This is a genomic window from Variovorax sp. TBS-050B (assembly GCF_029893635.1).
Taxonomy (GTDB): Bacteria; Pseudomonadota; Gammaproteobacteria; order Burkholderiales; family Burkholderiaceae_C; genus Variovorax.
Window position 1 is genome coordinate 507816 of sequence record NZ_JARXYR010000002.1, and the last position, 23158, is coordinate 530973.

Annotated in this window: 24 protein-coding genes; 13 read left to right on the top strand and 11 right to left on the bottom strand. The window is 69.3% G+C overall.

What is annotated here, in order from left to right:
- Window positions 1-3: 3 nt before the first annotated feature.
- Complete coding sequence (argJ, locus tag M2165_RS05305; RefSeq protein ID WP_280813633.1) at window positions 4-1233, bottom strand: bifunctional glutamate N-acetyltransferase/amino-acid acetyltransferase ArgJ; 1230 nt, start codon at window positions 1231-1233, stop codon at window positions 4-6.
- A 34-nt stretch (window positions 1234-1267) separates the two neighbouring features.
- Entirely contained in the window at window positions 1268-4060 is a 2793-nt protein-coding gene (gene secA / locus M2165_RS05310) for a preprotein translocase subunit SecA (RefSeq protein WP_280813634.1), read from the bottom strand.
- A gap of 188 nt (window positions 4061-4248) precedes the next feature.
- On the opposite strand from secA, the gene M2165_RS05315 reads away from it, so the two are divergent.
- Window positions 4249-4557 (top strand): hypothetical protein, encoded by a 309-nt coding sequence (locus M2165_RS05315; protein WP_280813635.1) that lies wholly within the window; start codon window positions 4249-4251, stop codon window positions 4555-4557.
- Between the two features lie 27 nt (window positions 4558-4584).
- Here the strand turns inward: M2165_RS05315 and M2165_RS05320 are convergent, their stop codons facing one another.
- Both M2165_RS05320 and M2165_RS05325 read right to left on the bottom strand, forming a co-directional pair.
- On the bottom strand, window positions 4585-5565 hold the full coding sequence (locus M2165_RS05320) for a tripartite tricarboxylate transporter substrate-binding protein (RefSeq protein ID WP_280813636.1): 981 nt from the start codon (window positions 5563-5565) through the stop codon (window positions 4585-4587).
- Between the two features lie 32 nt (window positions 5566-5597).
- A complete protein-coding gene (locus tag M2165_RS05325) occupies window positions 5598-6716 on the bottom strand; it encodes a pyridoxal-phosphate dependent enzyme (RefSeq protein ID WP_348541043.1) in 1119 nt (372 codons plus the stop codon).
- 167 nt (window positions 6717-6883) lie between these two features.
- Here M2165_RS05325 and M2165_RS05330 point away from each other — a divergent pair, with 167 nt between their 5' ends.
- Window positions 6884-7804: a LysR substrate-binding domain-containing protein gene (locus tag M2165_RS05330; protein WP_280813638.1), complete on the top strand. Its 921-nt coding sequence runs from the start codon at window positions 6884-6886 to the stop codon at window positions 7802-7804.
- 10 nt (window positions 7805-7814) lie between these two features.
- Here the strand turns inward: M2165_RS05330 and M2165_RS05335 are convergent, their stop codons facing one another.
- From M2165_RS05335 to M2165_RS05345, 3 genes are read right to left on the bottom strand one after another with little or no spacing between them, the layout of a single operon-like run.
- The gene (locus M2165_RS05335; RefSeq protein ID WP_280813639.1) at window positions 7815-8519 is read right to left on the bottom strand and encodes a hypothetical protein; all 705 of its coding nucleotides are present in this window, start codon (window positions 8517-8519) and stop codon (window positions 7815-7817) included.
- Window positions 8520-8568: 49 nt separating this feature from the next.
- Entirely contained in the window at window positions 8569-9558 is a 990-nt protein-coding gene (locus tag M2165_RS05340; RefSeq protein WP_280813640.1) for a response regulator transcription factor, read from the bottom strand.
- A complete protein-coding gene (locus M2165_RS05345; protein ID WP_280813641.1) occupies window positions 9555-13097 on the bottom strand; it encodes an ATP-binding protein in 3543 nt (1180 codons plus the stop codon). The genes M2165_RS05340 and M2165_RS05345 overlap by 4 nt, the downstream gene beginning before the upstream one ends.
- Before the next feature lie 101 nt (window positions 13098-13198).
- On the opposite strand from M2165_RS05345, the gene M2165_RS05350 reads away from it, so the two are divergent.
- From M2165_RS05350 to M2165_RS05370, 5 genes are all read left to right on the top strand, one after another.
- Window positions 13199-13501 (top strand): urease subunit gamma, encoded by a 303-nt coding sequence (locus M2165_RS05350; protein ID WP_280813642.1) that lies wholly within the window; start codon window positions 13199-13201, stop codon window positions 13499-13501.
- Window positions 13502-13531: 30 nt separating this feature from the next.
- The gene (locus M2165_RS05355) at window positions 13532-14134 is read left to right on the top strand and encodes a HupE/UreJ family protein (RefSeq protein WP_280813644.1); all 603 of its coding nucleotides are present in this window, start codon (window positions 13532-13534) and stop codon (window positions 14132-14134) included.
- A gap of 16 nt (window positions 14135-14150) precedes the next feature.
- Entirely contained in the window at window positions 14151-14459 is a 309-nt protein-coding gene (locus tag M2165_RS05360) for an urease subunit beta (protein ID WP_280813645.1), read from the top strand.
- Between the two features lie 111 nt (window positions 14460-14570).
- Window positions 14571-16289 carry an urease subunit alpha gene (ureC, locus tag M2165_RS05365; protein ID WP_280813646.1) on the top strand — a complete coding sequence of 573 codons (1719 nt, stop codon included), beginning with the start codon at window positions 14571-14573 and terminating at the stop codon, window positions 16287-16289.
- Window positions 16290-16296: 7 nt separating this feature from the next.
- A complete protein-coding gene (locus tag M2165_RS05370; RefSeq protein WP_280813647.1) occupies window positions 16297-16770 on the top strand; it encodes a GNAT family N-acetyltransferase in 474 nt (157 codons plus the stop codon).
- Between the two features lie 13 nt (window positions 16771-16783).
- Here the strand turns inward: M2165_RS05370 and M2165_RS05375 are convergent, their stop codons facing one another.
- Window positions 16784-17182, bottom strand: coding sequence for a type II toxin-antitoxin system death-on-curing family toxin (locus M2165_RS05375; protein ID WP_280813648.1), 399 nt, complete (start codon window positions 17180-17182; stop codon window positions 16784-16786).
- Window positions 17179-17406, bottom strand: a complete 228-nt coding sequence (locus M2165_RS05380; RefSeq protein ID WP_280813649.1) for an AbrB/MazE/SpoVT family DNA-binding domain-containing protein — start codon at window positions 17404-17406, stop codon at window positions 17179-17181. Before M2165_RS05380 ends, M2165_RS05375 begins: the two co-directional genes overlap by 4 nt.
- A gap of 64 nt (window positions 17407-17470) precedes the next feature.
- On the opposite strand from M2165_RS05380, the gene ureE reads away from it, so the two are divergent.
- The 3 genes from ureE to ureG all read left to right on the top strand — a co-directional run bounded on the left by ureE (window position 17471) and on the right by ureG (window position 19742).
- Entirely contained in the window at window positions 17471-18073 is a 603-nt protein-coding gene (ureE, locus tag M2165_RS05385; protein WP_280813650.1) for an urease accessory protein UreE, read from the top strand.
- Between the two features lie 311 nt (window positions 18074-18384).
- Complete coding sequence (locus M2165_RS05390) at window positions 18385-19074, top strand: urease accessory UreF family protein (RefSeq protein ID WP_280813651.1); 690 nt, start codon at window positions 18385-18387, stop codon at window positions 19072-19074.
- A gap of 17 nt (window positions 19075-19091) precedes the next feature.
- Window positions 19092-19742, top strand: coding sequence for an urease accessory protein UreG (ureG, locus tag M2165_RS05395; protein WP_280813652.1), 651 nt, complete (start codon window positions 19092-19094; stop codon window positions 19740-19742).
- A gap of 55 nt (window positions 19743-19797) precedes the next feature.
- Here ureG and M2165_RS05400 read toward each other — a convergent pair whose 3' ends face one another.
- On the bottom strand, window positions 19798-20754 hold the full coding sequence (locus tag M2165_RS05400) for a LysR family transcriptional regulator (protein WP_280813653.1): 957 nt from the start codon (window positions 20752-20754) through the stop codon (window positions 19798-19800).
- 130 nt (window positions 20755-20884) lie between these two features.
- Here M2165_RS05400 and M2165_RS05405 point away from each other — a divergent pair, with 130 nt between their 5' ends.
- The gene (locus M2165_RS05405; RefSeq protein ID WP_280813654.1) at window positions 20885-21571 is read left to right on the top strand and encodes a type 1 glutamine amidotransferase domain-containing protein; all 687 of its coding nucleotides are present in this window, start codon (window positions 20885-20887) and stop codon (window positions 21569-21571) included.
- Window positions 21572-21635: 64 nt separating this feature from the next.
- Window positions 21636-22430, top strand: a complete 795-nt coding sequence (locus M2165_RS05410; protein ID WP_280813656.1) for an SDR family oxidoreductase — start codon at window positions 21636-21638, stop codon at window positions 22428-22430.
- A 27-nt stretch (window positions 22431-22457) separates the two neighbouring features.
- On the opposite strand, the gene M2165_RS05415 is transcribed toward M2165_RS05410, so the two are convergent.
- Window positions 22458-22595, bottom strand: coding sequence for a hypothetical protein (locus tag M2165_RS05415; protein WP_280813657.1), 138 nt, complete (start codon window positions 22593-22595; stop codon window positions 22458-22460).
- A gap of 266 nt (window positions 22596-22861) precedes the next feature.
- Between M2165_RS05415 and M2165_RS05420 the strand changes: the two genes are divergently transcribed.
- Window positions 22862-23143 (top strand): HU family DNA-binding protein, encoded by a 282-nt coding sequence (locus M2165_RS05420; RefSeq protein WP_280813658.1) that lies wholly within the window; start codon window positions 22862-22864, stop codon window positions 23141-23143.
- Window positions 23144-23158 lie beyond the last annotated feature (15 nt).

A 23158-nucleotide genomic window follows, 5' to 3' on the forward strand; every position in this document is an offset into this window, starting at 1 on the left:
AACTTATGACCGGTAGTCGGCGTTGATCGTCACGTACTCGTGGCTGAAGTCGCAGGTCCACACAGTCTCGCTCGCATTGCCGCGGCCCAGGCCGATGCGCACGGTGATCTCGCTCTGCTTCATCACGCGCTGTCCGTCTTCCTCGCGGTACGAGGGATTGCGCCCGCCCTTGACCGCCACGTGCACGTCGTCGAGGAACAGGTCGATGCCCGTCTGGTCGAGGTCGGCGATGCCCGCGTAGCCCACGGCCGCGAGGATGCGGCCCAGGTTCGGGTCGCTGGCGTAGAAGGCGGTCTTGACCAGCGGCGAATGCGCCACCGCATAGGCCACCTGCCGGCACTCGGCCGCATCGCGGCCGCCTTCGACCTGGATCGTGATGAACTTGGTCGCGCCCTCGCCGTCGCGCACGATGGCCTGTGCCAGCTCGCGCGCCACGTCCTGCATGGCGGCGACGAGCGCCCGGCCCTCGGCCGAATCGAGCGAGGTGATGGTCGCGTGCGCGGCCTTCTGCGTCGCGATGACCACGAAGGAGTCGTTGGTCGAGGTGTCGCCGTCGATGGTCACGCGGTTGAACGAGCCGTCGGCGAGCTGCTTCGCGAGCGGCTGGATCAGCGCGGGATCGATCTTCGCGTCGGTCGCCATGAAGCCGAGCATGGTCGCCATGTTCGGGCGGATCATGCCCGCGCCCTTGCTGATGCCGGTGACCCTGACGGTGGCGCCGCCCACCTGCACCCGGCGGCTCGCAGCCTTCGGAATGGTGTCGGTGGTCATGATGCCCTCGGCGGCGCGCGCCCAGTTGGCCTCGGCCGCATCGGCGAGCGCCGCGGGCAGGCCGGCCTCGATGCGGTCCACGGGCAGCGGCTCCATGATCACGCCGGTCGAGAACGGCAGCACCTGCTCGGGCGCGATCTCGAGCTGGCGTGCGAGCGCGATGCAGGTGGTGCGCGTGCGCAGCAGGCCGTCCTCGCCGGTGCCGGCGTTGGCGTTGCCGGTGTTGATCACCATCGCGCGGATGCCGTGGTTGGCAGCCAGGTGCTCGCGGCAGACCTGCACCGGCGCGGCGCAGAAGCGGTTCTGCGTGAACACGCCGCCGACCGCGGCGCCGTCGTCGATCAGCACCACGGTGAGGTCCTTGCGGTTGGCCTTGCGCACGCCCGCCTCGGCCACGCCGATGCGGACGCCGGGCACCGCGAACAGCGCGGCGGGATCAGGAGCAGACAGGTTCACGGGCATGGCGGTTCTCGTCGTCTATCGGGTTGGCGGTCGGTCAGCTGAGCTTGCCGTGGCAGTGCTTGAATTTCTTGCCGCTGCCGCAGGGGCACGGATCGTTGCGGCCCACGCGTGCGAAGGCGGCCGCCTCGGCACTGAGTGCGCCGGCACCGAGCCCGGCGGCCGCGATGCGGCGCTCGTTCTCCTCGTCGCGGCGCACCTCGACCTCGCCGGTTTCGGTGGGCGCGCTGTAGGTGATGTTCGAGACGTTCTCGCCGCGGCTCTCGAGCGCATCGGCGGCCTGCTCGAGCTGCTCGCTCGACTGCACGCGCACGGTCATGAGCTGGCGCGTGACCTCGTTCTTGACCGAGTCGAGCAGCTGGCCGAAGAGCTCGAAGGCCTCGCGCTTGTATTCCTGCTTGGGCTGCTTCTGCGCATAGCCGCGCAGGTGGATGCCCTGGCGCAGGTAGTCGAGCGACGCCAGGTGCTCGCGCCAGTGGGTGTCGATGCTCTGCAAGAGCACCATGCGCTCGAATTGCGTGAAGTTCTCCTGGCCGATCAGCGCGACCTTGGCGTCGAAGGCGTCGTTGGCGGCCTTGACCACCTTCTCGACGATGTCCTCGTCGGCCACCGCCTCCGAGGCCTCGATCTCCTGCTTGAGCGGGATGTCGATGCCCCACTCGGTGGCCAGGCTCTTCTCGAGGCCGTCGAGGTCCCACTGCTCCTCGACCGACTCGGCCGGCACGTACTGCCGCACCAGGTCGGTGAAGCAGCCTTCGCGCAGCGCCGCGATCTGCGCCGTGAGGTCGGCCGCGTCGAGGATGTCGTTGCGCTGCTGGTAGATCACCTTGCGCTGGTCGTTCGACACGTCGTCGTATTCGAGCAGCTGCTTGCGGATGTCGAAGTTGCGCGCCTCGACCTTGCGCTGCGCGCCCTCGATGCTGCGCGTGACGATGCCGGCCTCGATCGCCTCGCCGTCGGGCATCTTGAGGCGGTCCATGATCGCCTTCACGCGGTCGCCCGCGAAGATGCGCATCAGCGGATCGTCCAGGCTCAGGTAGAAGCGCGAGGAGCCCGGGTCGCCCTGGCGGCCCGAACGGCCTCGCAGCTGGTTGTCGATGCGGCGCGACTCGTGGCGCTCGGTCGCGATGATGCGCAGGCCGCCGAGCGACTTGACGAACTCGTGGTCCTTGGTCCATTCGGCACGGATGCGCGCCACCTCGGCCTGCTTCGCGGCCTCGTCGAGCGATTCGTCGTTCTCGACCGCCTCGATCAGCTTGTCGATGTTGCCGCCGAGCACGATGTCGGTTCCGCGGCCGGCCATGTTGGTCGCGATGGTGATCATCTTCGTGCGGCCCGCCTGCGCCACGATGTCGGCCTCGCGTGCGTGCTGCTTGGCGTTGAGCACCTGGTGCGGCAGGCCCGCCTGGGTGAGCAGGCCCGCGATGATCTCGGAGTTCTCGATCGACGACGTGCCCACCAGCACCGGCTGCCCGCGCTCGTAGCACTCGCGGATGTCCTGGATCGCCGCCTCGTACTTCTCGCGCGTGGTCTTGTAGACGCGATCGAGCTGGTCCTCGCGCTTGCTGATGCGGTTGGGCGGGATGATGACGGTCTCGAGGCCGTAGATCTCCTGGAACTCGTAGGCTTCGGTGTCGGCCGTGCCGGTCATGCCGGCGAGCTTGCCGTAGAGGCGGAAGTAGTTCTGGAAGGTGATCGAGGCGAGCGTCTGGTTCTCGGCCTGGATCTGCACGCCTTCCTTGGCTTCCACGGCCTGGTGCAGGCCGTCGCTCCAGCGCCGGCCGGTCATCAGGCGACCGGTGAATTCGTCGACGATCACCACCTCGCCCTGCTGCACCACGTAGTGCTGGTCGCGGTGGTAGAGATGCCGCGCGCGCAGCGCCGCATTCAGGTGGTGCATCAGCGTGATGTTGGCCGGGTCGTAGAGCGAGGCGCCCTCGGGCAGCAGGCCGAACTCGCCGAGCAGCTGCTCGGCCTTCTCGTGGCCGTCCTCGGTCAGGAAGACCTGGTGCGTCTTCTCGTCGACCGTGAAGTCGCCCGGCACCGTCACGCCCTCGCCGGTGCGCGGATCGGCTTCGCCTTCCTGCTTGGTGAGCAGCGGCACGACCTTGTTGATCGCGAGGTAGAGGTCGGTGTGGTCCTCGGCCTGGCCGCTGATGATCAGCGGCGTGCGGGCCTCGTCGATCAGGATCGAGTCCACCTCGTCGACGATCGCGTAGTTCAGGTGGCGCTGAACCCGGTCGCCGGGCTCGTAGACCATGTTGTCGCGCAGGTAGTCGAAGCCGTACTCGTTGTTGGTGCCGTAGGTGATGTCGGCGCCGTAGGCTTCCTGCTTCTGCTCGCGCGGCATCTGCGGCAGGTTGATGCCCACCGTGAGGCCGAGGAAGTTGTAGAGCCGGCCCATCCAGGTGGCGTCGCGGTTCGCGAGGTAGTCGTTCACCGTGACCACGTGCACGCCCTTGCCCGAGAGCGCGTTCAGGTACACCGGCAGCGTGGCGGTCAGCGTCTTGCCTTCGCCGGTGCGCATTTCGGCGATCTTGCCGTTGTGCAGGGCCATGCCGCCGAGCAATTGCACGTCGAAGTGGCGCATCTTCATGACCCGCTTGGAGCCCTCGCGCACGGTGGCGAAGGCTTCGGGCAGGATGGCGTCGAGGGTCTCGCCCTTGGCGATGCGGTCCTTGAATTCCTGCGTCTTGGCGCGCAGCGCGTCGTCGCTGAGTTTCTCGAACGAGGGTTCGAGCGCATTGATGCGCTCCACCGTCTTGCGATACTGCTTGAGGAGCCGGTCGTTGCGACTGCCGAAGATCTGGGTCAGGAAGTTGGTTGCCATTGGCGTGGAGATGGGCGGCACCTGACACGACAGGCACTGCGACCGGATTCCCTAAGATATGGTGAAAGCAGTTGGGCGCGCCTTCTTCGAATGCAAGCCTCGAAAGCAGGCAGCTACTACCGATCCGCCGGCGCAAGCGTCGGCAAACCGGGCATTTTAGCTGCCTTGTCCGCACCTCCGTATTACGCATGAATCGCCGTTCCGTCCCCCCGTTCACCCTGCAGCAGGCCGCCGAGGATTCGCCCACGCTGGCGGGCCTGATGGCGCGTGCGCGCGACGCCAGCGAGCGGCTGCGCGCGGTCGAGGGACTGATCCCGCCGGCCATGCGCCCGGCGCTGCAGGCCGGCCCGGCCGAGGGCGACGTGTGGTGCATCCTGGTCAACGGCAGCGCGGCGGCCGCCAAGCTGCGCCAGCTCTCGCCGATGCTGGTCACGCGGCTGCGCAACCGCGGCTGGGACGTGAACACGATCCGGATCAAGGTCCAGACCGGACGCTGAGCCCCGGAAACCGCAGGAACGCCCGGGCTACTGCGGCTGCAGGCCGATGTCCTGCGCGACCTTGCGCCAGCGCTCGGTCTCCGCGCGCATGAAGGCCCGCAACTCGGCCGTGGTGGAACCCTTGAGCTGCACGCCGAGCACCGCCATGCGCTCCCGCACCGACGGATGGTCCAGCGCCGCGATCGCCTCGCGCCGCAGCCGCTCGATGACCTCGAGCGGCGTGGTGGCGGGCGCCACCATGGCCCACCACTGGTCGATCTCCAGGCCCTTGAGCCCGCTCTCAGCCAGGGCCGGCACCTCCTGCAGGCCGGGCAGGCCCGTGCGCTGCGTGCTCGTCACGAGCAGCGGCCGGATCTTGCGTGCGCCCAGCAGGCTGGCGCCGCTCGCCAGCGTGGCGAAGTGCCCGGCCACCGTGCCCGCCGCCACGTCGGTGAGCGCCGGGGCGGAGCCGCGGTACGGCACCATGTTGAAGCGGATCTTGGTGCGGCTCGCGAGCAGTTCGGCCGCGAGGTGGCTCACCGTGCCGGCGCCGCTGTGCGCGATGGCCGGCGGCATCGGCGCCGCGGCCGCGGCCTTGACGAAGGTCCGAAAGTCGCGGCTCGCGTCGTCCATGCCCGCGAAGAAGACCAGCGGCGAGGTGCCGATCATCGTCACCGGCGTGAAATCGCGCAGCAGGTCGTACGGCAGCCGCAACGTCACCGCCGGCGCGATCGCATGCGGCAGTTCGACGATCGCGAGCGTGTAGCCGTCGGGCGCGGCCTTGGCCGCCGCCTCGGTGCCGATCTGGCCGGCGGCGCCGGGCCGGTTGTCCACGATCACCGGGCTGCCGACGGTCTGGCTCATGCGCTGCGCCATGGCGCGCGCGATGGCGTCGGTGCTGCCGCCCGCGGCCCAGGGCACGATCAGCTTGATCGGCCGGTCGGGGAAGGCGGCCCGGGCGGGCTGCGCCGTGGCCAGCAGGGCGGCCGATCCGGCGGCAAGGAAGGCGCGGCGTTGCAGGATGGTCATGGGGCGTGTCCTTTTTTTCGATGACGGGGCCGTCAGGCCGGATCGGGCCAGCTCGGATCGCGCGCGGCGCCGGCGGTGAGCATCAGCACCACCTTCGCCTCGCGCCCGATGGCGTTGCGCGCGCGCAATTGGCGCAGCGCGTCGAGACCGGCGGCCGCGCAGAGCTCGGCGCTGATGCCGGCCGCGGTGAGCATGCGGCGCGCCGCGCGCGCCTCGTCGTCGCCGACCACCACCGCGCCGCCGCCCGAGGCGGTCGCCGCCTGCCACTGGAGGTAGGTCACGGTCGCGCCGGCGGTCGAGAACTGCGCCGTGTGGCCCGGATAGGCGCCATCGAGCGCGCCGCCGGCCAGCACGCGCGACAGGCGCGGGAACGGCTCCACCAGCCAGAGCCGCGGCAGGCGCGCGATGCGCCCCGCGGCCAGCAGTTCGCGAAAACCGGCATGGATGCCCCAGGCGAGGTCGCCGCGCGCGGTCGGCACCAGCACGTGATCGGGCACGCCGCCGTCGGCGACGCATTCGAGCGCGATCGGCTTGTAGCCCTCGATGCCGAGCGGCGCGCTGCCCAGCGCGGGCAGGCGGTAGTTGGTCAGAGCGAAAAAGCCTTCATGCTGCGAGCGCTCGTGCACGAACGCCCAGCGGCCGGCGTTGTCGCTGAACACGCGGCGGCGGGCGCCGAGGGCATCGAGCTGCCGCGCGTAGGCGGCAGGCAGGCCGCCATAGGTCGCGACTTCGCAGCCCAGGCCAGCGGCCCATGCGTAGTACGCGGCCGAGACCGCCGCATTGCCCGACGAGGCCAGCACCAGCGTGTGGGCGCCGAAATCCAGCGCCTGCGCCACGCCCACCGCGGTCATGCGGTCCTTGTGGGAGCCCGTGGGGTTCTGCGATTCGTCCTTGAGCGCGAGTCCCGCCACGTCGAACTGCCGCGCCAGCGCGGGCATGTCGCGCAGCGGCGTGCCGCCCTCGCCGAGCGTGAAGCCCGGTTCGTAGGGCATCTGCAGCGGCGGGCCGCCGCCTTCGGGCAGGTAGCTGGCACGCAGGCCGACGTGCACGCCGATCGCGCGGCAAGCCGGGCAGCCGTCGTTCGCGAGCGCGAGCGGGTAGTGCGTGTCGCAGCGCAGGCACTGGAGCCCCTGCAGGCGCGGATTGCGCACCGGGCGGGGCGCGCGGGCCGGTGGGGCCTGGGGCGGGAGGCCATCGAGAGGCGGAGGCGATGTGGTCGTCACGGCGTGGAAAAGCGGTCGTTGCGTGGCCGCATCGTAGGCAGGCCTGAATAAAATCGGACCCGCTGAAATGACTCAGGCGATAACCAAACTTATCGATGCGCTTCACCGAGATCGAGACCTTCCGCGCCCTGATGCGCGCCGGCTCCACGCGCAAGGCCGCCGCGCTGCTGCATGTGACGCAGCCCGCGATCAGCCAGTCGCTCAAGCGGCTCGAGACGCAGGCCGGCCTGCGCCTGTTCCAGCGCACCGGCGCCCGCCTCGTGCCCACGCCCGAGGCGCATGCGCTCTGGAGCGAGGTGGAGCGCGTCTTCATCGGCATGGACGCGATCGAGCACCGGATGCGCAGCCTGCGCGACTTCGGCACCAACCAGCTCGAGATCAGCTGCTATCCCGCCTTCGGGCTCGGCTTCATGCCGCGCGCGCTCGAACGGCTCAAGACCCAGCGCGGCGACGATCCGTGGCCGCAGGTCTCGCTGCAGGTGCTCAGCTCGAAGGACGTGCGCGACCGCGTGGCCAAGGGCCTGTCCGACTTCGGGCTGATGGCCGACGAACTGCCGCTCGACGGCATCGCGCATTCGACCTTCGCGCGCTTTCCGGGCGTCGTCGTGATGCCGCAGGGCCACGCGCTCGCGCGCTTCAAGCGCATCGAACTCGAGCAGCTCGCGCAGGTGCCCTTCCTCGCGCTGAATCCCGAAGATCCTTCGCACCGCTGGCTCGAGGCCGCGCTGGCCGAACGTGGCGTGGTACTGCGCGCCGCGGTGCAGACGCCCTACGCGGCCAGCGTGTGCGAGATGGCACTGCGCGGGCTGGGCGTGGGGCTGGTCAATCCGGTCACGGCGCTCGACTACGCCGATCGCGGCCTGGTCGTGCGCCGGCTCGCGGCCGACGTGTTCTTCTCGTGCGTGCTCGCCATGCCGGCGGGCAAGGTGCTTTCGGCCACGGCGCGCGATTTCCTCTCGCTGATGCGACGCCAGCTGGCGGAGGACGAGAAGCGCATCCAGCGCTGCCTGCGCTGAGACGAGGCACCTACTTCGGTGCGAAGGCGTGGTTCAGTCCGACCACGATGCCGCGCACATGTCCGGGCCCGGTGCGCGACAGGCCGACGTCGATGCTGATCAGGGGCGTGAGGCTGAAGCGGCCGCCGATGCGCGTGGTCCAGAAGCCGGAGGCGCGGCTGCGCTCCGCGATCAGCGATAGCTTCTCGTCGATCGCCCATTCGGCCGCCGCGCCGCCGCGCGGCGTGCGCGCCCCGCTGCCGGTGGCCCAGTCGGCCCCGAGGTTGGCATGCAGCTGCAGGCGGTCCGACGGACGCCAGGTCAGCGGCAGCACGAGCTGCCCGCCGGCGCGTCCGCCGCGCGTGGCATCGAAGACGGCGCCGACCGACAGCGCCGCGGCGAACGGCGCATCGGAGGCGGTCCCGTAGAAATTCCACTTGAGCTGCGGCCCCACGGCGACCGTCCGCTCGCCCTGTACCGAGAGCCGGTCGATGTTCAGGCCCAGCTCGAACGGCCCCACGCGGCAGGCCGGCCCGAGGTGCACGACGTTCACCGGCTCGGCGCCGGTGCGGCCCCACCAGGCCTCGTACTGGCACTGGCCCGGCTCGAGCGTGCCCGCATCGTCGACGTCGAAATGGCCCGCGGCCTGGGCGCCGGCATGGGCGAGGAGGCAGGCCGCCGCCAGGCAGCGCGCGCGGCCTGCGGTTCTGCTGAGGATCGTTCTTCTGTTGTTCATGGCTTGCATGCCCCGGGAGGTCGGGCATTCTAGGAAGCGCGCATGACCTTCAGATTTCGAACTGCGGCTGCAGCTCGCGGATGCGCTTGATCGCCACGCCCGCGGCGGCCGTGCGGGTCTCGACGCCGAGCTTCACGTACACCCGCTCCAGGTGCTTCTTGGCGGTGGCGGGGCTGCTGCCGAGGATCTCGCCGATGTCCTTGTTGGTCTTGCCCTTCACCACCCAGTAGAGCACCTGGGCCTCGCGCGCCGTGAGCTTGAGGCTCAGGCTCATCGCCTCGATCACCGCGGTGTCGGAGGTCTCGCGCATCACGATCATCCATTCGTCGCCGCCGTCGTCCTCGCCCGTCTGCCGGTGCAGCCGAAGGCTCAGGCTGCCCGCGCCGCGCGTGATGACGAGCGGCGGCGGCTCGGTGCCCTGCTGCCGCGCCTCGGGCGCATGGCGCCGCAGCCATTCGAGCACCACCGCGGGCGTCTCGGGCGCGCGGGTGTCGCAATGGCGCTCGAGCAGCTCGCGCGCCAGCGCGGTCTGCCAGATCAGACGGCCTTCCGGCAGCCGCACCGTGAAGCTCGCATAGCCGAAGGCATCGAGCGCATTGCGCGCCTGGCCGGCCTGCCGCGCGGCCTGCCGTGCACGCCGGGCGCCCTGCAGGTGCACGTTCATGCGCGCCAGCACTTCCTGCGGCTTGATCGGCTTGGTGACGTAGTCCACGCCGCCCGCTTCGAGCGCCGCGACCAGGTGCTCGGTCTCGGTGAGGCCGGTCATGAACACGATCGGGATGTGCGCGGTCGCGGCATCGGCCTTGAGCCGGCGTGCGACCTCGAAGCCGTCGATGCCCGGCATCATCGCGTCGAGCAGCACGATGTCGGGACGCGCCTGCGCGGCGCGCTGCAGCGCCTGCTCGCCGTTGGTGGCCACCAGCACGGTATAGCCCGATTCGTCGAGCGCATCGTGCAGCACCGCGAGGTTGTCCGGCACGTCGTCGACGATCAGCACCAGGTCGGTGCCGCCCGCGATGCTTCTCGCGAGTTCGCTCATGGCGCCACGCCCGGTGCGCAATCGATCTTCTCGAACGCGAACTGCCGCGCGAGCACGCGCTGCGCTTCGGTCCATGCGCGGCAGTCGGGCTCTTCGATGTCGATGGCGTCGAGTGCGTTCATGATGCCGCGGAAGTATCCCAGGCTCACGGCCTCGCCGAGCGCGCGCAGGCGCTCGGGCGAGGGCGGCCGCAGCGCAGGCGCGCTGGAAGCCGCCGGCGCCGGCTGCGCCGCGGCCTCGGTCCATTGCAGGCGGAGGCGGCGTTCGAGCCAGTCGAGCAGCTCGCTGTGGCGCACCGGCTTGACGAGGAAGTCCTCGGCCGCGATGCCGACGTCGTTCTCCAGCCCCTTGTCGAAGGCATTGGCCGAGACGATCGCCACCGGCGCATCGACCAGCCCCAGCCGGCGCGCGCGGCGGATCGTCTCCCAGCCGTCGATGCCCGGCATGGCCAGGTCGACCAGCATCGCGTCGGGCCGGTAGCCGGCCGCGATCAGGTCGAGCGCATCGTGCCCGCTGGCGGCGCTGCGCAGCTCGAAGCCGAGCGGTGCGAGCACATGGCCCAGCAGTTCGCGGTCGGCTTCCTCGTTGTCGACCACCAGCAGCCGCCGGCGCGGGCCCTCGTAGCCGCGCCGCGCACGCTGCGCCGGCGCCGGCCGGCCCGCGGCGGTACCGGCCGCGCCGTGCAGGCGCGGCAGGAACAGCCGCACGCAGAACAGCGAACCCTCGCCCGGCGTGCTGCGCACCTTCATCTCGCCGCCCATCAGGTCGGTCAGCATCTTCGCGATCGTGAGGCCCAGGCCCGCGCCGGGCGTGGAAGCCGCGGCCGCGCCGCCGCGCGCGAAGGGTTCGAAGATGCGCTCGATGTCCTCAGCCGTCATGCCGGGACCCGTGTCCTCGATCTCGACGGAGGCGAACTCGCGCGCATACGAGAGCCGCAGCGTCACCTCGCCCGCCGCCGTGAACTTGATCGCGTTGCCCAGCAGGTTGATCAGGATCTGGCACACCCGCTTCTCGTCCGCGCGCACCACCTCGGGCAGCGCGCCCGCGGCCTCGAAGCGAAAGCGCAGCCCCTTCTCGGCCGCCTGCAGTTCGAACATGTCGGCCAGCTCGCGCATGGTGTCGGCGAAGCGCATCGGCCGCGCATCGAGCGTGAGCTTGCCGGCCTCGATGTGGGCGATGGCCAGCGTGCCCTCGATCAGCGACAGCAGGTGCTCGCCGCCGCGTTTGATCACCGCCACCGCCTGGCGCCGGTGCGGCGGCACCGAGGCGTCCTCGCCCATCAGCTGCGCATAGCCGAGGATGCTGTTGAGCGGCGTGCGCAGCTCGTGGCTGATCGCGCTGATGTAGCGGCTCTTGGCCTGGTTGGCCTGGTCGGCGGCGCGGCGGGCCTCGTCGGCCGCGAGCTTGGCCTGCTCGGCGACCTCGCGCGCCTCGTCGGCCGTCTGCTTGGCCGACTGCAGCGCCTGGTCGGTGGCGCGGTGCAGTTCGATCTCGCGCATCAGTAGGTGGGTCTGACGGTTCGATTCCTCCTGCGCCACCTTGCGGCTCTGGTGCGCGAGCACCAGCCACCAGGCCACCACGCCCGCGATCACGAGCAGCGCCATGTAGGCCTTGAGGAAGCCCGAACGCAGCGAGGCCATCTGCGACACGCTGTCCTCCAGCGCGCGCAGCTCCTGCTGGTAGAGCACGCCGAACACCGCCGCGAGCACCGGCACCACGATCAGCATCAGCAGCAGGAAGTGGCCGAGGCCCGTGTCGAGGTAGCGCCAGCTGATGCGCGGCAGCAGCCAGCGCAGCGCCGACGACCACTGCGCGGACAGCGAAGCGTGCGGCTTGCAGAGGTCGCCGCAGCGCGCGTCGAGCGTGCAGCACAGCGAGCAGATCGTGCCCTGGTAGGCCGGGCAGTGGGCCATGTCGGGGCCCTCGTACTCGCGCTCGCAGATCACGCAGCGCTGCACCGCAAGGCGCCGGTAGCCGCCCTGGTCCGCCGCCCCGACGACGCGCGCCCAGCGCACCGCGCGCGCACCGCCGCCGGCCGCCTCGCGCGCCAGGTAGTACTTGCCGCCCGTGGCCCAGGCCAGCAGCGGCGACACCACCAGCGCCGTGCCGAGCGCGATCAGCGCCGAGAAGGCCTGCGCGAGCGGCCCGAACACGCCGAGGTGCGCGGTGATCGACAGCAGCGAGGCCAGCGCCATCGCGCCCACGCCCACCGGGTTGATGTCCCAGAGATGGGCGCGCTTGAACTCGATGCCCGGCGGCGAAAGGCCCAGCGGCTTGTTGATGACCAGATCGGCCACCACCGCCATCATCCAGGCGATGGCGATGTTGGCGAACAACCCGAGCACGTCGCCGAGCGCCTCGAACACGTTCATCTCCATCAGCATGAAGGCGATCAGCGCGTTGAACACCACCCACACCACCCGGCCCGGATGGCTGTGCGCCACGCGCGAGAAGAAGTTGCTCCACGCGAGCGAGCCCGCATAGGCGTTGGTCACGTTGATCTTGAGCTGCGAGATCACCACGAACAGCGCGGTCGCGGCCACCGCCCAGCCGTACTGCGGGAACACGTACTCGTAGGCGGCAAGGTACATCTGGTTCGGATCGACCGCGCGCTCCACCGGCACCATGTGCGTGATCGCGAGGTAGGCCAGCAGCGCGCCGCCGAGCATCTTGAGCACGCCCAGCACCACCCAGCCCGGCCCGCCCGCCAGCACGCCGGCCCACCAGCGGCGCCGGTTCGCGGCCGTGCGCGCGGGCATGAAGCGCAGGTAGTCGGCCTGCTCGCCCATCTGCGTGATGAGCGCGATGCCGACCGTGAGCGCCGCGCCAAACAGGTGCAGATCGAAACCCTTGCCGCCCGATCGCGCGCCGTTGTAGTGCACGATGCCCGCGAACGCACCAGGATCGCGCACCAGCACGAAGACGAAGGGCACCACCAGCATCACCAGCCAGAGCGGCTGCGTCCACAGCTGCAGCCGGCTGATCGCGGAGACGCCGTGCGTGACGAGCGGAATCACCACCAGCGCGCAGACCAGGTAGCCCCACACGGGCGGCACGCCGAGCGCCAGCTCGAGCGCATAGGCCATCACCGCGGCCTCGAGCGCGAAGAAGATGAAGGTGAAGGAGGCGTAGATCAGCGAGGTCAGCGTCGAGCCGATGTAGCCGAAGCCCGCGCCGCGCGTGAGCAGGTCCATGTCGACGCCGTAGCGCGCGGCGTACACGCTGATCGGCAGGCCCGCGAGGAAGATGATCAGCCCGGTGGCGACGATGGCCCAGAAGGCATTGGCGAAGCCGTACTGCACCAGCAGCGTCGCGCCCACGGCCTCGAGGATCAGGAACGAGGCCGCGCCGAAGGCCGTGTTGCCCACGCGCCATTCGGACCATTTGCGAAAGCGCTGCGGCGTGTAGCGCAGCGCGTAGTCCTCGAGCGTCTCGCTCGCGACCCAGCTGTTGTAGTCGCGCCGCACCTTGACGATGCGCTGCGGCGCTTCGGCGGTGGTGGCGGAGGTCTCGGCAGGGTTCACACCTTTTCGGTGCATCTTTCATGCCATCCATACGCCGTTTGGCGGCGGCGGCACGACTGTTGCAAAGAAGCCGGCCTGCCCATAATGGCCGCCTTCCCGACATCGATGCCGATCCCATGGAACTGACCCCGCGCGAAAAAGACAAGCTGCTGATCTTCACCGCGGCGCTGCTGGCCGAACGCCGCAAGGCCCGCGGGCTCAAGCTCAACTACCCCGAGGCGGTCGCGCTGATCTCGGCCGCCGTGATGGAAGGCGCGCGCGACGGCAAGAGCGTGGCCGAGCTCATGAGCGAGGGCCGCGCGGTGCTCACGCGGGCCGACGTGATGGACGGCATCGCCGAGATGATCCCGGACATCCAGGTCGAGGCCACCTTTCCGGACGGCACCAAGCTGGTCACCGTCCACCAGCCGATCGTCTGACCCCCTGATTCAGCAAGAAAGATATTTCCGATGCGCCATTCCGCTTTCAGGCCTGCCGCCGCCCTCCTTGCCCTGCTGCTGCCGCTCGCAGCCGCCGCCCACACGGGTGCGGACGGCGGCACACACCACGGCTTCGCCGCCGGCTTCATGCATCCGCTCACGGGCACCGACCACCTGGCCGCGATGGTCGCGGTCGGCCTCTGGAGCGCGCTGGCCGCGCGCCGCGCCTGGCCCGACCTGCTGTGGGCGCCGCTGGCCTTCGCGGGCATGCTGCTCGCGGGCGCCCTGATGGGGCTGACGGGCGTCCAGCTGCCGGCGGTCGAGCCGATGATCGCCGCCTCGCTGCTCGTGCTCGGCCTGCTGGTCGCCGCGCGCATCCGGCTGCCGGCCGCCGCGGCGATGGCGCTGGTCGGCGTGTTCGCGGTCTTCCATGGCCTGGCGCACGGCCACGAACTCGCGGGCGGACACGGCGCCGCGCTCACGCTGGCGGGCATGGTGACGGCCACGCTCCTGCTGCATGGCGCGGGCATCGCGCTCGGCTGGGCGCTGCGCCATGCCAACGCCTGGCTGCCGCGCGTGGCCGGCGGCGCGGTGGTGGCGCTCGGCGCCGCACTGCTCGCGCAGGCCGCTTGAAGAGGCCGCGACCATCATGATCCCCGGCGAACTCCTGGTCGACGAAGGCGAGCACACGCTCAACCCCGGCCGCCGCACCCTCACGCTCGTGGTGCAGAACACCGCCGACCGGCCGATCCAGGTCGGCTCGCACTACCACTTCGCCGAGACCAACGGCGCGCTCGGCTTCGACCGCGAGGCCGCGCGCGGCATGCGGCTCCACATCGCCTCCGGCGCCGCGGTGCGCTTCGAGCCCGGCCAGCAGCGCACGGTCGAGCTGGTCGACTTCTCGGGCGATCGCATCGTCTACGGCTTTCGCGGCCTCGTTCAAGGGAAATTGGAATGACCCCCAGTCTTCGCGCACTTCGTGTCGCTTCGCCAACCCCCTTCCAGGGGGCGACGCCAGCGACCCGGCAAAGCCGGATCCGCGGCATCCCACGCAAAGAGGGATGCTGAGATGGCGACCATTGGACGGCGTGCGTATGCGGAAATCTTCGGTCCCACGGTGGGCGACCGCGTGCGCCTCGCGGACACCGAGCTTCTGATCGAGGTCGAGGCCGACTACACCCTGCGCGCCGGCGGCTACGGCGAAGAGGTGAAGTTCGGCGGCGGCAAGACCATCCGCGACGGCATGGCGCAATCGCAGCGCACGCGCGCGCAGGGCGCGGTCGACACGGTGCTGACCAACGCGCTGATCCTCGACCACTGGGGCATCGTGAAGGCCGACATCGGCCTCAAGGACGGCCGCATCGCCGCCATCGGCAAGGCCGGCAACCCCGACGTGCAGCCGGGCGTGGACATCGTCATCGGCCCGGGCACCGAGATCATCAGCTGCGAGGGCCACATCGTCACCGCGGGCGGCATCGACAGCCACATCCACTTCATCTGCCCGCAGCAGATCGAGGAAGCGCTCGCCTCCGGCATCACCACCATGCTCGGCGGCGGCACCGGCCCGGCCACCGGCACCTTCGCTACCACCTCCACGCCGGGGCCCTGGCACATCGAGCGCATGCTGCAGGCGGCCGACGCCTTCCCGATGAACCTGGGCTTCCTCGGCAAGGGCAACGCCAGCCTGCCCGGCGCGCTGCACGAGCAGATCGAGGCCGGCGTGATCGGCCTCAAGCTGCACGAGGACTGGGGCACCACGCCGTCGGCGATCAGCAACTGCCTCGGCGTGGCCGACGAAACCGACACGCAGGTGGCGATCCACAGCGACACGCTCAACGAATCGGGCTTCGTCGAGAACACCATCGCGGCCGTCGGCGGCCGCGCGATCTGCGCCTTCCACACCGAAGGCGCGGGCGGCGGCCATGCGCCCGACATCCTGCGCGTGGTGGGCGAGGCGAACTTCCTGCCCTCCTCCACCAACCCCACGATGCCCTACACCGTGAACACGCTCGACGAGCACGTCGACATGCTCATGGTCTGCCACCACCTCGACGCCGGCATCGCCGAGGACCTGGCTTTCGCCGAATCGCGCATCCGCAAGGAGACCATCGCCGCGGAAGACGTGCTGCACGACCTGGGCGCGATCAGCATGATGAGCAGCGACAGCCAGGCCATGGGCCGCGTCGGCGAGGTGGTGCTGCGCACCTGGCAGACCGCGCACAAGATGAAGCTGCAGCGCGGCGCCCTGCCCGAGGACAGCGCGCGCAACGACAACTTCCGCGCCAAGCGCTACGTCGCCAAGTACACGATCAACCCCGCCATCGCGCATGGCATCGCGCACGAGGTGGGCTCGATCGAGGTCGGCAAGTGGGCCGACCTCGTGATCTGGAAACCGGCCTTCTTCGGCGTGAAGCCCTTCACCGTCGTTAAGGGCGGCACCATCGCGATGGCCGCGATGGGCGACCCGAACGCATCGATCCCCACGCCGCAGCCGGTGCACTACCGCCCCATGTTCGGCAGCTACGGCGGCTCGCTCGCCCGCAGTTCGCTCACCTTCGTCTCGCAGGCCGGCCTGGCCGCGGGCATCGGCGAGCGCTACGGCCTTGCCAAGCCACTGAGTGCGGTGAAGAACATCCGCAACGTGCGCAAGAAGGACCTGATCCACAACGGCTACACGCCGAAGATGGAGATCGACGCGCAGACCTATGCGGTGCGCGCCGACGGGCAGTTGCTGACCTGCGAACCGGCGAAGCTGCTGCCGATGGCGCAGCGGTATTTTCTGTTCTGAGCCCGCCGTGGAACTCCGGATCCGCCTGGACGCGCTCGAGGATCCGCGCATCGCGGCTTTCCTCGCTCAGCACTTGGCCGACATGCATCGGGTCTCGCCGCCTGAAAGCGTTTTCGCACTCGATCTGTCGGAACTGCGCCGTCCCGGGGTTCGATTCTGGTCCGGCTGGATCACAAGCGGCAGCGGCGAAGCGCTGGTGGCGATGGCAGCGCTGAAGCGGCTCGACGCTGCACATGCCGAACTGAAATCCATGCGGACGGCTGAATCGGTGCGGGGCCAGGGCTTTGCCCAACGGATGCTCGCTCACGTGCTCGATGAGGCACGTGCTCAAGGGTTCGAACGCTTGAGCCTGGAAACGGGCAACCAGCTCTTCTTCGCGCCAGCACGGGGGCTGTACGCAAAACACGGATTCGAACCCTGCGGGCCGTTTGGCGACTATGGACCCGATCCCACCAGCTGCTTCATGACGCGGCTGCTCTGACGATGGCTGATTGTCAGCAACGCATCAGGTGCGCGCGAATCCAATCGGCGAGTTCCTCTTCGCCCAGTTCACCCGCGGCGAGCGCCAGCGTGGTGGTCACGCAGTCCTCGTCGGTAGCCGTGAGCGTCCAGCCGTTGAGATCGAGAAAGACTTCCAGTGCGACAAACGCGGCACGCTTGTTGCCGTCCACGAACGGATGATTGCGCGCCAACCCGAAGGCATAGCTGGCCGCGAGATCGGCAGCGTCCGGTGAACCGTACAGCGCCCGATGCTGCGGCCGCGCCAGCGCCGATTCCAGCATCCCATGATCGCGTACCCCGGCGGGACCGCCATGCTCCGCCAACTGCTCTTCGTGGGTGGCCAGAACGAGCCGTACGCTCAACCAGACCCAGTTGTCGTTCGCAGCAGTCACTTCGCCAGTTCTCGCAGCACGTTGCGCCGCTTCTTCATCACACGACGTGCTGCTTCCATCTGGCGCGCAAAATCCGCGTCGTAGGGCGAGAGCAAGTAGCCGCCCGAAGCGGCCTCCGACAGGTAGACGGTGTCGCCCTTGCCGAGGTTCATCTTCGCCAGCATCTCCTTGGGCAGGATGACGCCCACCGAGTTGCCGATTTGGGTCAGTTTGAGCGCGGACATGCTTCAGTTCTGCACAAGTTATAACGGACGTTATATTAGCCAAACCATCGAAGTTCACAAGCCCATGCTCACCGCCAACAAACTCATGCCCCAGGGCCGCGGCCTCGCGCCCGTGCTGCTCAAGCGCGCGGCCACCATCGAACTCGACTGGGACGTCCGCCAGAAGAGCCGCTTCGACGCCACCGATTCGCAGGGTCGCCGCATCGGCGTGTTCCTGCCGCGCGGCACCGCCGTGCGTGGCGGGGACGTGCTGGTGGCGGAGGACGGTTCGCTGGTCCGCGTGATCGCGGCGCCGCAGCCGGTGCTGCGCATCACGCACTGCAGCGCGCACGGTACGCCGTTCGATCTGACGCGTGCGGCCTATCACCTGGGCAATCGGCATGTGCCGATCGAGCTCAAGCCCGACCACCTCAAGATCGAACCCGACCATGTGCTTGCGGACATGCTGCGTTCGATGCACCTGATCGTGGCGGCGGTGGAAGAGCCCTTCGAGCCCGAGGGCGGCGCGTATGGATCGCATGCGCATTCCCACGGCCATGGACATGACCACGCGCATGACCATGACCACGGCCACTCCCATGGGAGCGGTTCGAAGCCGCTGGTGCTTGCGCCGGAACTGCTCGATGCGCACGACCACTCGCATGGGCATCACGATCATTCGCATTGAGATGGATGGGTGTGTTTTGGTGATGTGCGGTTCGGGGTGCGATCCCGTCGATGGGGTACCCTGCTCCGCGAATGTCCCCCGGCCTGCGGCCTCCTCCTTTATTTCGCTGCGGGAAGCCCACCATCGGCGGGACCGATCAGAGCACTGGTTGATCAGCCGCAAACCAGCTGCGTGCCCTGTGCACAGGGCACCGGGTGCTCCCCGCAGCGAAATAAAGGAGGAGCCGAAGGCGGGGGACATTCGCGGAGGGGAGTACCCGGTGGCCTGTGCACACGCCCTGAAGAACAGCGCACCGTAAATCGAACCCCGATATGCAAGCCCCCCCAACCGCCTCCCCAGCCTCGAGCCTCCTGCAGCTCATCTGGCTAGCCTCCCCCGCCCTGCCGGTCGGCGGCTTCTCGTACTCCGAAGGCATCGAGGCTGCGGTCGAATGGGCCGGCATCGACACCGAACCGAAGGCTGCTGAGTGGCTGTCCGACCAGTTGCATCTGAGCTTCGCGCGCGGCGATCTTGCGCTCGTCGCACAGGCCATCGCCGCCTGGCGTGCGAACGATGCGCCGCGCATCCGCACGCTCAACGACTGGGTGCTGCACACGCGCGAATCGGCCGAGTTCTTCCTGCAGACCGAGCAGATGGGCCGCTCCTTCGTCGAATGGCTCAAGCTGCACCATGCCGACACCGCCGAAGTGTTCGCGGACCTGCCCCCCAGCTACCCCGTGGCCTTCGCCTTCGCGGTCAGCCGCACCACCGCCTCGGTGCACGACGGCTGCCTCGCCTTCGCCTTCGGCTGGGCCGAGAACATGGTCGCTGCCGCCGTCAAGGCCGTGCCGCTCGGCCAGAGCGCGGGCCAGCGCATTCTCGGCCGGCTCGCGCAGGAGATGCCCGCGGCCGTGGCGCGCGCCATGGCGCTGGCCGACGACGAGCGCCAGGCTTTCGCGCCGCTGCTCGCCGTGCTCTCGGCGCGCCACGAAACACAGTATTCCCGCCTCTTTCGAAGCTGAACCGGACCCATCGAACCATGACCTCCGCCCTGCACCACATTCCCCGCCGCACCAAGAAACTGCCGCCGCTGCGCGTGGGCATCGGCGGCCCCGTCGGCTCCGGCAAGACCACGCTGCTCGAGATGCTCTGCAAGGCGATGCGCGACAAGTACGACCTCGTCGCCATCACCAACGACATCTACACCAAGGAAGACCAGCGCCTGCTCACCGTGGCCGGCGCGCTGCCCGCCGAGCGCATCATGGGCGTGGAGACCGGCGGCTGCCCGCACACCGCGATCCGCGAGGACGCCTCGATCAACCTCGAAGCCATCGACCGCATGCTCGAGGACTTTCCCGATGCCGACGTGGTGTTCGTCGAATCGGGCGGCGACAACCTCGCCGCCACCTTCAGTCCCGAACTGTCGGACCTCACGATCTACGTGATCGACGTCGCGGCCGGCGAGAAGATTCCGCGCAAGGGCGGCCCGGGCATCACCAAGAGCGACCTCTTCGTGATCAACAAGACCGACCTCGCGCCGCACGTCGGCGCGAACCTCGACGTGATGGAGCAGGACACGCGGCGCATGCGCCGCGACCGGCCCTACGTGATGACCAACCTCAAGACCCACGCGGGCGTGGCCGAGGTGGTGGCGTTCATCGAGAAACGCGGCATGCTCGCCGCAGCATGACGGCAGCAGCGCCCGGCGCGCCGCAAGCGCTTGCGGCCGCCGACGCCGACGCCGACTACGGTCCGGGTGCCGCCCGGAACGCGCCAGGCAGCGCCTGAACCGCCTCGGCCGCCGCGTCGGCCACGAGCGAATCGATCAACCCGCGCGACGCGGCCGAGAGCCGCCGGTGCGGCGCATAGATCAGCGAAAACGGCCGCGTGCGCCCGCGCGCCTGCGGCAGCAACTCGACCGCTCTGCCGGCGGCCACCAGATCGCGCGCGATGAAATCGTAGGTCTGACAGATGCCCAGGCCGGCGAGCGCAAGCGACACCGCGCCGAGCACGTCGTCGGAGACCTGCACATGGCCCTGTGGCAGCCAGTCGAGATCGCGCCCGTCGGCACTGCGCAGCAGCCACGGCGAGACCCGTCCGGTGCTCGGCATCACGAAAGGCAGGCAGCGATGCCGCGCGAGTTCGTCGACGGCGGCCGGCGCGCCTTCGCGCGAGACGTAGTCCGGCGCTGCGATCAGGCACAGCGGCGCGTCCTCGAGCCTGCGCGCGACCAGGCCGCTGTCGGGCAGCGCGCCGAGCCGGATCGCGAGGTCGTAGCCCTCGGCCACGAGATCCACGTTGCGGTTGCTGATGCCGAGCTCGATGCGCACCTGTGGATGGCGCGCCGTGAAGCGCCGCAGCAGCACCGGCAACCGGTGGTGGCCGTAGGTGGTGGGCACGCTCAGCCGCACGCTGCCCGCGAGCTCGTCGCCCTGGCCCTGCATGGCGCGTTCGGCATCGTCGATGAGTGCGAAGGCGGCGCGCGACTGCTCGAGGTACAGCCGTCCCTGCTCGGTGAGGCTCAGGCGCCGCGTCGTGCGCCGCAGCAGCTGCACGCCGAGCCGGCCCTCCAGGCGCGTGATCGCGCGGCTCAGCACCGACGGCGTGGTGCCCAGCGCCACCGCGCCCGCGGTCAGCGAGCCTTTCTCGACCACGGTGACGAAGGTTTCCACATCACCGAGGTGATCGAATCGGCGACTCATCCTGTCTTCTGAAGAACAAATGTTTTCCCGGGCGCGCAGTTTATCGCTGCGGCAGCCATCAATACAGTGAGGCCATCGGACTCTCCGAATTCTCTTTTCCTCCTGCTTCTTCTCCCACAAGGACCGAACGATGACATCCACCTCTCCTCGCAAACCTGTTCTGCTGGTGCTCACCAGCCACGGCACCAAGGGCTCGACCGGCGAGCCGACCGGCTTCTATCTCGGCGAGCTGACCCATCCGCTCGCCGAACTCGAGGCGGGCGGCATTCCCTGGGAACTGGCGTCCATTACCGGGGGCGAGCCGCCGGTCGACGGCCTCGACCTCGATGACCCGGTCAACGCCCGCTACTGGAACGACCCCGCCTTCCGCGAGGCGCTGCGCCACACGCGGCCGCTCGGCGAGGTCGACAGCGCGAACTACGCGGCGATCTTCTTCGCCGGCGGCCACGGTGCGATGTGGGACTTTCCGACCAGCCCCGACGTGCAACGCGTGACGCGCGAGATCCACGAAGCGGGCGGCGTGGTCGGCGCGGTGTGCCACGGCCCTGCGGCGCTGGTGAACGTGAAGCTCGGCAACGGCGAATACCTCGTGGCCGGCAGGAACCTCAGCGCGTTCACCGACGACGAGGAGCGCGCCGTGAAGCTCGAGCAGGTGGTGCCCTTCCTGCTCGCAAGCACGCTGGTGCAGCGCGGCGCGCGCCACCATCCCGCGCCCGACTGGACGCCGAAGGTGGTGGTCGACGGTCGGCTCGTCACGGGCCAGAACCCGCAGTCGGCGGCAGGCGTCGGCGCCGCGATGCGCGACCTCCTGCAATGAACGGCGCCATCCCGCCCGCTCCCGCACACCTTCGGCGCTCGACGATCAAGGAATAGACGACATCATGGATCTGCAACTCCAGGGCAAGACGGCCATCGTCACCGGCGCCACGGCCGGCATCGGCCTGGCCATCGCTCGAACGCTCGCGCGCGAAGGCGTGGCGGTCACGATCAGCGGCCGCCATCAGGACAGACTCGATGCCGCCGCCGCGGAGATCGCCGGCGCGGCACACGGCAGCCGGGTGCGCACGGTGCTCGCCGACCAGGCCAGCGCGAGCGGCGCGGCCGCGCTGATCGCCGCGCAGCCCGACACAGACATCCTCGTCAACAACCTCGGCATGTACCAGGCCCGGCCCTTCGCCGAAATCGGCGACGAGGAATGGTTCCGGATGTTCGAGGTCAACGTGATGTCGGGCGTGCGCCTCTCGCGGCACTACTTCCCGCGCATGCTGCAGAAGAACTGGGGCCGCGTGATCTTCATGTCGAGCGAGGTGGGCGCCTTCACGCCGCCGGACATGGTGCACTACGGCGTCAGCAAGTCGGCGCAGCTCGCCGTCTCGCGCGGCATGGCCGAGCTGACCAAGGGCACCGGGGTCACGGTCAACAGCGTGCTGCCTTCGGCCACGCGCTCCGAAGGCATCGTCGAATACCTGCGGCAGACCGCGCCGCGCCCGGGCATGAGCGACGCCGACATCGAAGCGCACTTCTTCCAGACCTACCGGCCCAGTTCTCTGATCGCGCGCATGATCGAGGCCGACGAGATCGCGGCCATGGTCGCGCTTCTGGCCAGCCCGCTGGGCGCGGCCTCCAACGGTGCGGCAGTGCGCGTGGAGGGCGGCACCTTCCGCTCCATTCTCTGAAGCGGCCTTCGCGGCGCCGTCGCGCCGTCAGCAGTTGCCTTTCTTGGCCTGGCCCGGCGGGCAGAAGTTGCCGCGGCCGGGCCCCGGGTCGACGTTGTAGACGCAGGCGCTCGCGAGCAGCGATGCGGCGAACGCGAAGATCATGAGGGCGGCTGTTCTTTTCATGCGGACTCCTTCTGGTGGAAACGATGGCGAATATTGTGGACGCACGAGGCGTCCGGTGAAATCCCGCAAAAGCAAGCAGATTCATCACATTTCTCTTTGAAATGTTTCATGCCCGGAGCGGGTTTGCGCATGCAGCGAAAACTAAGATGCAACGCTGCCGATTCGTTCATGAATTTGCATCCAACCCGGCCCGCCGCACGGCGGCGTCCAGGGTGCGATCGACCGACGCCAGACATTCCCATCCATCCACTGAAAGGACATCCGCCTTGAACAAGACCGAACTCATCGCCGCCATCGCACAAGACACCAACCTCAGCAAGGCCGACGCGGGCCGCGCCTTCGAATCGGCGCTCGAGCACCTCTCGCGCGCCCTGGCGCGCGGCGAGACCGTGCAGATCGTGGGCTTCGGCACCTTCGCGGTGGCGAGCCGCGCCGAGCGCACCGGCCGCAATCCCTCGACCGGCGAGCCGATCACCATCAAGGCCAGCAAGAGTCCCAAGTTCACCGCGGGCAAGGCGCTGAAGGACGCCGTCAACACCGCCGGCTGACCTCGTCTTCCTCCG

Excerpts from the sequence above, each read along its gene's own strand:
- ureC (WP_280813646.1), top strand. The coding sequence starts at position 14,571 with ATGGCGACCATTGGACGGCGTGCGTATGCGGAAATCTTCGGTCCCACG.
- M2165_RS05360 (WP_280813645.1), top strand. The coding sequence starts at position 14,151 with ATGATCCCCGGCGAACTCCTGGTCGACGAAGGCGAGCACACGCTCAAC.
- M2165_RS05345 (WP_280813641.1), bottom strand. The coding sequence starts at position 13,097 with ATGCACCGAAAAGGTGTGAACCCTGCCGAGACCTCCGCCACCACCGCC.
- M2165_RS05355 (WP_280813644.1), top strand. The coding sequence starts at position 13,532 with ATGCGCCATTCCGCTTTCAGGCCTGCCGCCGCCCTCCTTGCCCTGCTG.
- M2165_RS05410 (WP_280813656.1), top strand. The coding sequence starts at position 21,636 with ATGGATCTGCAACTCCAGGGCAAGACGGCCATCGTCACCGGCGCCACG.
- ureG (WP_280813652.1), top strand. The coding sequence starts at position 19,092 with ATGACCTCCGCCCTGCACCACATTCCCCGCCGCACCAAGAAACTGCCG.
- M2165_RS05380 (WP_280813649.1), bottom strand. The coding sequence starts at position 17,406 with ATGTCCGCGCTCAAACTGACCCAAATCGGCAACTCGGTGGGCGTCATC.
- M2165_RS05350 (WP_280813642.1), top strand. The coding sequence starts at position 13,199 with ATGGAACTGACCCCGCGCGAAAAAGACAAGCTGCTGATCTTCACCGCG.
- secA (WP_280813634.1), bottom strand. The coding sequence starts at position 4,060 with ATGGCAACCAACTTCCTGACCCAGATCTTCGGCAGTCGCAACGACCGG.
- argJ (WP_280813633.1), bottom strand. The coding sequence starts at position 1,233 with ATGCCCGTGAACCTGTCTGCTCCTGATCCCGCCGCGCTGTTCGCGGTG.
- M2165_RS05400 (WP_280813653.1), bottom strand. The coding sequence starts at position 20,754 with ATGAGTCGCCGATTCGATCACCTCGGTGATGTGGAAACCTTCGTCACC.
- M2165_RS05330 (WP_280813638.1), top strand. The coding sequence starts at position 6,884 with ATGCGCTTCACCGAGATCGAGACCTTCCGCGCCCTGATGCGCGCCGGC.
- M2165_RS05390 (WP_280813651.1), top strand. The coding sequence starts at position 18,385 with ATGCAAGCCCCCCCAACCGCCTCCCCAGCCTCGAGCCTCCTGCAGCTC.
- ureE (WP_280813650.1), top strand. The coding sequence starts at position 17,471 with ATGCTCACCGCCAACAAACTCATGCCCCAGGGCCGCGGCCTCGCGCCC.
- M2165_RS05415 (WP_280813657.1), bottom strand. The coding sequence starts at position 22,595 with ATGAAAAGAACAGCCGCCCTCATGATCTTCGCGTTCGCCGCATCGCTG.
- M2165_RS05340 (WP_280813640.1), bottom strand. The coding sequence starts at position 9,558 with ATGAGCGAACTCGCGAGAAGCATCGCGGGCGGCACCGACCTGGTGCTG.
- M2165_RS05315 (WP_280813635.1), top strand. The coding sequence starts at position 4,249 with ATGAATCGCCGTTCCGTCCCCCCGTTCACCCTGCAGCAGGCCGCCGAG.
- M2165_RS05320 (WP_280813636.1), bottom strand. The coding sequence starts at position 5,565 with ATGACCATCCTGCAACGCCGCGCCTTCCTTGCCGCCGGATCGGCCGCC.
- M2165_RS05405 (WP_280813654.1), top strand. The coding sequence starts at position 20,885 with ATGACATCCACCTCTCCTCGCAAACCTGTTCTGCTGGTGCTCACCAGC.
- M2165_RS05335 (WP_280813639.1), bottom strand. The coding sequence starts at position 8,519 with ATGAACAACAGAAGAACGATCCTCAGCAGAACCGCAGGCCGCGCGCGC.